This is a genomic window from Robbsia andropogonis (genome assembly GCF_000970345.1).
GTDB lineage: Bacteria > Pseudomonadota > Gammaproteobacteria > Burkholderiales > Burkholderiaceae > Robbsia > Robbsia andropogonis.
Genome location: NZ_LAQU01000213.1, coordinates 1 through 840, shown reverse-complemented (window position 1 = coordinate 840; position 840 = coordinate 1). Strand labels below are relative to the sequence as shown.

At 52.9% G+C, this 840-nt stretch carries 1 protein-coding gene; it reads right to left on the bottom strand.

From position 1 onward, the window contains the following. Positions 1-56 precede the first annotated feature (56 nt). On the bottom strand, positions 57-776 hold the full coding sequence (locus tag WM40_RS27205; protein ID WP_046154670.1) for an IS6 family transposase: 720 nt from the start codon (positions 774-776) through the stop codon (positions 57-59). Positions 777-840 lie beyond the last annotated feature (64 nt).

Here is an 840-nt window from a genome sequence, read left to right as displayed (position 1 = left end):
GAGGGTTTTGGAGCAAATAGAGGGAATAGTCGAGGCAATGAATTTTGGCGGGTCGTTTATTTTGTCGAAAGCACCGCATTCCAGATTGTGGACGTAGCGGTGTCTTTGAGCTCGAGCGTGGCGAGATTGAACTGCTTCTTGCGAATGCGATGCATCAATTCGATACCTGTAATCGTGGCTGCGGCGTTTCTGAACCGCTTAAAGCCAAGCATTACCTTCGTGCGGGACTTGATGTTTCGATGGTCCTGCTCAATCAAATTGTTCAGGTACTTCGAGGACCGGATCTTCGTTTCCTCAGGCAGTAGGCCATCGGACTTCATCTCACGCACCGCCCGATGTGAGGCGGCATATCCGTCGAGCGTGATCGTCTCCGGCGACTGTCCCTGATGTTTAATTGCCTTGCCGAAAAAGGCTTTAGCCGCGGCCACGTCTCGCTTTGCTCTGAGCGTGAAATCCACCGTCTGGCCGGCCCGATCTACCGCACGGTACAGATAAACCCATTTGCCACGAATCTTTAGATAGGTTTCGTCAACGCGCCATGACCGCCCTGTGGGTATGGCAAAGCGATTCCAGCGCTTGACGAACTCCGGCGTAAAGCGTTTCACCCAACGCATAATGGTGGTGTGCACGAGCGACAAACCGCGCTCGGCCATCATCTCGACCAGATCGCGCAGGCTTAGCTTGTAGCGAAGGTACCAGCGCACGCAGAGAATGATGATTTCTCGATCAAAATGTCGCCCATCAAACAGCACCTCCAGGCCTTTACGCTTGCTCATCACCGATCACCAGATTGTTAATCGGAATACTCTAACCGATTCGCCTCGCCTATTTGCACCAGAA

Coding starts and splice junctions, on each gene's coding strand:
- WM40_RS27205 (WP_046154670.1), bottom strand. CDS start 776: ATGAGCAAGCGTAAAGGCCTGGAGGTGCTGTTTGATGGGCGACATTTT.